General features: G+C 76.2%; 4 protein-coding genes. 1 reads left to right on the top strand and 3 read right to left on the bottom strand.

Features of this window, described 5'->3' with window-relative positions:
* Positions 1-1,890 (top strand): transglutaminase domain-containing protein (locus FJ251_14125; GenBank protein MBM4118841.1); only part of this gene is annotated, 1,890 nt, incomplete at its 5' end.
* Between the two features lie 748 nt (positions 1,891-2,638).
* Here the strand turns inward: FJ251_14125 and FJ251_14120 are convergent.
* The 3 genes from FJ251_14120 to FJ251_14110 all read right to left on the bottom strand — a co-directional run.
* Complete coding sequence (locus FJ251_14120) at positions 2,639-3,211, bottom strand: NYN domain-containing protein (protein ID MBM4118840.1); 573 nt, start codon at positions 3,209-3,211, stop codon at positions 2,639-2,641.
* A complete protein-coding gene (locus tag FJ251_14115; protein MBM4118839.1) occupies positions 3,208-3,597 on the bottom strand; it encodes a holo-ACP synthase in 390 nt (129 codons plus the stop codon). The genes FJ251_14120 and FJ251_14115 overlap by 4 nt, the downstream gene beginning before the upstream one ends.
* Before the next feature lie 78 nt (positions 3,598-3,675).
* Positions 3,676-4,213: leucyl aminopeptidase (locus tag FJ251_14110; GenBank protein ID MBM4118838.1), on the bottom strand; the 538-nt coding region annotated here is incomplete at its 5' end.

The following is a 4,213-nucleotide window of genomic DNA, read 5'->3' as shown; positions in this document are numbered from 1 at the left end:
GCTGACTCGCTGGCTGCGCGCGTCGAGGCCACGCTGGCCCGCCATCTCGACGGCCCGCGCATCGCCGCCTGGCTCGAGACGCTCCCGGCCGGCAGCCTCGAGGACGAGGCGGCGCGCTGGATCCTCGCCTGGCTGCCGCTGTCCGACTGCGCCGAGCTGAGGCTGCCGCTCCTGCGCGAGCACGTCGAGCAGGCGGCCGCCGCCTATCGCGAGTCGCCCTGGCGCGCGCAGATCCCCCACGCGCTCTGGCTCCACTTCATCGTCCCCCACCGGGTCAGCCAGGAGCCCGCGCAGCCCTGGCGTGCCGCCTTCGCGCGCGCCCTCGCTCCGCGCGTGGCCGGCGCGCCGACGATGGAAGCCGCTGCCCTCGCCGTGAATCGCTGGTGCCGCGAGCAGGCCACCTACACGCCCTCCAGCGGCCGCGATCTCGGGCCACTGGGCACCATCGCCCGCGGCCTCGGCCGCTGCGAGGAGGAGACCATCCTTGCCGTCTGCGCCCTGCGCGCCGCGGGCCTGCCCGCGCGCAGCTGCGCGACGCCCTACTGGACCTTCACCGACAGCAACCACGCCTGGGTCGAGGTCTGGACGGACGGCGCCTGGCACTACCTCGGCGGCTGCGAGCCCGACCGCTGCCTGGACCGCGCCTGGTTCACCGGCGCCGCGCGCCGCGCGGGCTTCGTGCGCTCGGCGGCCTACGGCGAGTTCGACCCCGCGCCCGAGCCGCTCTATCGCGCGGAGCAGGGCGTCACGCTGATCAACTCGACGCCGGTCTACGGCGACCCCATCCACCTGCGCGCGGCCCTCGCCCCGGCGATCGCCGATCAGTGCGCGCCCGAGCTCACCGTGAACGTGCTCAACTTCGGCAGCCTGCGCGCCCTGGCGAAGGTGGCCGGCGGCGGCGAGATCGCCCTCGGTCCCGGGGAGTACGCGCTCACGGCCGGCAACGACTCGACACTCTACTTGCGCGTCGTCGGCGGCGCGAGCGGCACGCGCCTGGACGTCACGCTCGACGCGGGCGATCGCTACGACCTGGACACAGCGCCCGGCTTCTGGCTGCGCTATCCCGAGGAGGATGCGCGTCCGGCGCGCGACCTCAACCTGGTGAGCGCCGAGGAGGAGGCCGCCCTCGCGCGCGCCATCGCCGCCCGCGACGCCGACCGGCGCAAGCTGCGCGAGCCCTCCGCCGCCGAAGCGGCCGCGCTCGACTCGCTGCCGGCCGCGCAGGCCGCGCGCTGGCGCGCCCTGCTGGACACGAAGCCCTACACGCGCGCCTCGGCGCTCTTCGCCCTGCTCGCGGCCGCCGCGGACTCGCTGGCGCGCGAGGACCTGCTCGCCGTGCTCGAGGCGATGGACGACAAGGACCTCGTCGAGCTCGGCGAAGAGACCATCGCCGGCGAGCTGGCCCTGGCCCAGGCCCAGCGCGGCCGCCTGGCGGCGCTCGGCCTCGCCGTGCCGGACAGCATTCTGCGCGCGGGGCAGCTCGCCAGTCGCATCGACCGCGAGACGGCGGCCGCCTGGCGGCGCTCGGCCTCGCCGTGCCGGACAGCATTCTGCGCGCGGGGCAGCTCGCCAGTCGCATCGACCGCGAGACGGCGGCCGCCTGGCGCGCGGGTCTGCCGCTCCTCGCGCCGGCCGCGACGGCGACGGCCGACCTCGCGGCCCTGCTCGCGGCCTTCCGCGCGCGCGTGCAGGCGACGCCGGCCAGCTACCACGGCAGCCCGCTCGACCCGGCCCAGTGCTGGGCACTCGGCCGCGGCACCGCGGAGGACCTCGGCACCTGCCTGGTCGGGCTCCTGCGCCGCAACGGCTGGCCCGCGCGACTGCGCTACGGGGTCTGCGAGGTCTGGCAGGGCGAGTGGCGCGCCCTCGATCCCCCGGCGGGCACGCTGAAGACGGAGGCCGGCGCGGCCAGCGCGCTCGGGCGGCTCGCGCTCACGGTGACGCGCGACGCGCGCCCGGACACGCTCGCGGAGTCCTATCGCCACTTCAACGTGGCGCGCCTCGCGGCCGGCGCCTGCCAGAGCCCCTGGTGGGAACCCCGACTCGGCGAGCAGGACTGGGACGCGGGAGACTTCGTCTTCAGCACGGCGAATCGCGTGCCGGGCGGCAGCGCCTACGGGCGGCTCAAGCGCTTCCGGGTCGAGCCCGGCGCGCTCAGCGCAGTGAGCCTGCCGCTGGACGTCGGGCCCGGCTGGAGCCTGGGCGAGAGCGCCTTCTCGGGACCGTCCCCCGCGGCCATCGCTGCGGCGCTCGCGGCCGGCGGCCTCGCGCCGGCCGGCGAGGGACTCACGCTGCTCTTCCCGCCGGGCGAGCCGGCGGCGCGCATGATTGCGGCCTGCGGCCGCCTCGCGCCCCGCCTGGCGGACCGGGGCCTCGCCTGCCGCCCCGTCTTCCTGAGCGGCGAGACCGCGGCCCTGGCCGACCCGGCGCCCTGGCGCGAGAAACTGGCGGCCGCGGCCCTCGCGGCGCCGCTCGAGTTGCTCGCGCCCGCCGCCGCGGCTGCGCTCGCGGGGTCGGAGGGCCCGGCGCCGATCCTCGTCCTCGTGCTGGACGGCGAAGTTCGCCTGGCGCGCCAGGGACTGGACGACAGCGTCGATGTCACGGTGAACTTGCTGCTGGATCTGGAGGGCGGGGCGCGCTAGCGGCGCCGCGCGCCGTCGTCGTCGTGGCCCTCACCGTCGCGGGGCCCTTCGCCGGCGGCTGGCGCGCCGCCGATCGTATCGAAGCGGCGCTTCGGCTCGCCCGAGGCGCCGCCGCCGAAGGCATCGAGCCAGAAAGCGACGTCCTCCGCGCTCGCTTGCTCGGGCTTCTCGGGTTCGGGTGGCGCTTCGGCTTCGCCCTCGCTCAGGGCGCGCAGGATGGACGCGGCCGGCAGCACCGCCGCGCCCAGGGCGCGCGCGCGCCGGCCGATGTCCTTCTCGTCGTCCGTGACCACGGTGACGCGGGCCGGCCGCGGGTGCTTCTCGAGCGCGGCGGTCAGCCAGGCATCGGCGCTCGGTGCGTAGACGACCTCGATCGGACCCGGTGCGCGCGCCCGGCCCGAACGCGGGCCGTCGAAGACCACCGTCCAGCGCTCGCCGCTCGTGTAGACGAGGGGCGCGAGCAAGTCGAGGAAGCGCCGCCGCGCGGCCTCCGGGTCCTCCGCGAGCAGCGCCGCGCAGTCGGCGAGTCGATGCATGACGTTGAAGCCGTCGACCCAGCGCTCGTTCATGGCGGAGACGTCCCCTCGAGGACGACCGTCGCCGCGGCGAGCTCCGGCAGGTCGCTGAGACTGAGGTGGACGCGCGCCGCGCCCAGCGCGGCAGCGCGCGCCGCCGCGGCGCCGCTGAGGACGAGGAATGGCTTGCCGCTCCGCTCGTGGCGCACTGCGATCTGCTGCCAGGAGAGCCCCTCGCGCAGACCCGTGCCCAGCGCCTTGAGCAGGGCCTCCTTCGCCGCGAAGCGCGCGGCGTAGGCGGGCCAGGGGTCGCGGGCGCGCTCGCAGTCCGCGCGCTCGGCGGCCGTGAAGAGCCGCGCCAGCAGGCGCGGGCCGCGCCGCGCCCAGGCCTGCCGCAGGCGCGCGGGGCTCGCCAGGTCGATGCCGATGCCGATCACCATGCGCGCAGGGTAGACGCTGGCCGCGCCGCTGGCAAGCGCTCGCCGCGCTGCGCGCCGGCTCGGCCGGTGCGCGCGTCGCTAACGGCCCAGTCCGCCTTCGAGGAAATCGAGCAGCAGGCGCACGCCGAAGCCGTTGCCCACCTTCGGCGTGAGGTCGCGCTCCTTTCCTGTCCAGGCGGTGCCGGCGATGTCCAGGTGCAGCCAGGGCGCGTGATCGGCGAAGCGCTGCAGGAACTTGCCCGCCGCGATCGCGCCGCCGTGACGGCCGCCGGTGTTGCAGACGTCGGCGCAGTCGCTCTTGATCAGCTCGTCGTACTCCTCCCAGAGCGGCAGCGGCCAGAGTCGCTCGCCGACGCGTTCGCCGCTCGCGCACAGGCCCGCCACGAAGGCCTCGCCCCGCGCGTTGGCCATGAGGCCGGCCGCCTCGTGGGCGAGGGCGACGACGCAGGCGCCCGTCAGGGTGGCGAGGTCGATGAGCAGATCCGGCGCATACTGCTTGGCCATGTCCAGCGCGTCGGCGAGGATGAGCCGCCCCTCGGCGTCGGTGTTCTTGACCTCGATCGACAGGCCGCTGCGCGCGACGACGATGTCCCCCGGCCGGTAGGCCGTGCCGCTG

Source organism: bacterium (genome assembly GCA_016873475.1).
Lineage (GTDB): Bacteria > Krumholzibacteriota > Krumholzibacteriia > JACNKJ01 > JACNKJ01 > VGXI01.
The sequence above is the reverse complement of the archived record's forward strand: the minus strand, read 5'-3'. Positions and strand labels throughout refer to the sequence as shown.

Excerpts from the sequence above, each read along its gene's own strand:
- FJ251_14120 (MBM4118840.1), bottom strand. The coding sequence starts at position 3,211 with ATGAACGAGCGCTGGGTCGACGGCTTCAACGTCATGCATCGACTCGCC.
- FJ251_14115 (MBM4118839.1), bottom strand. The coding sequence starts at position 3,597 with ATGGTGATCGGCATCGGCATCGACCTGGCGAGCCCCGCGCGCCTGCGG.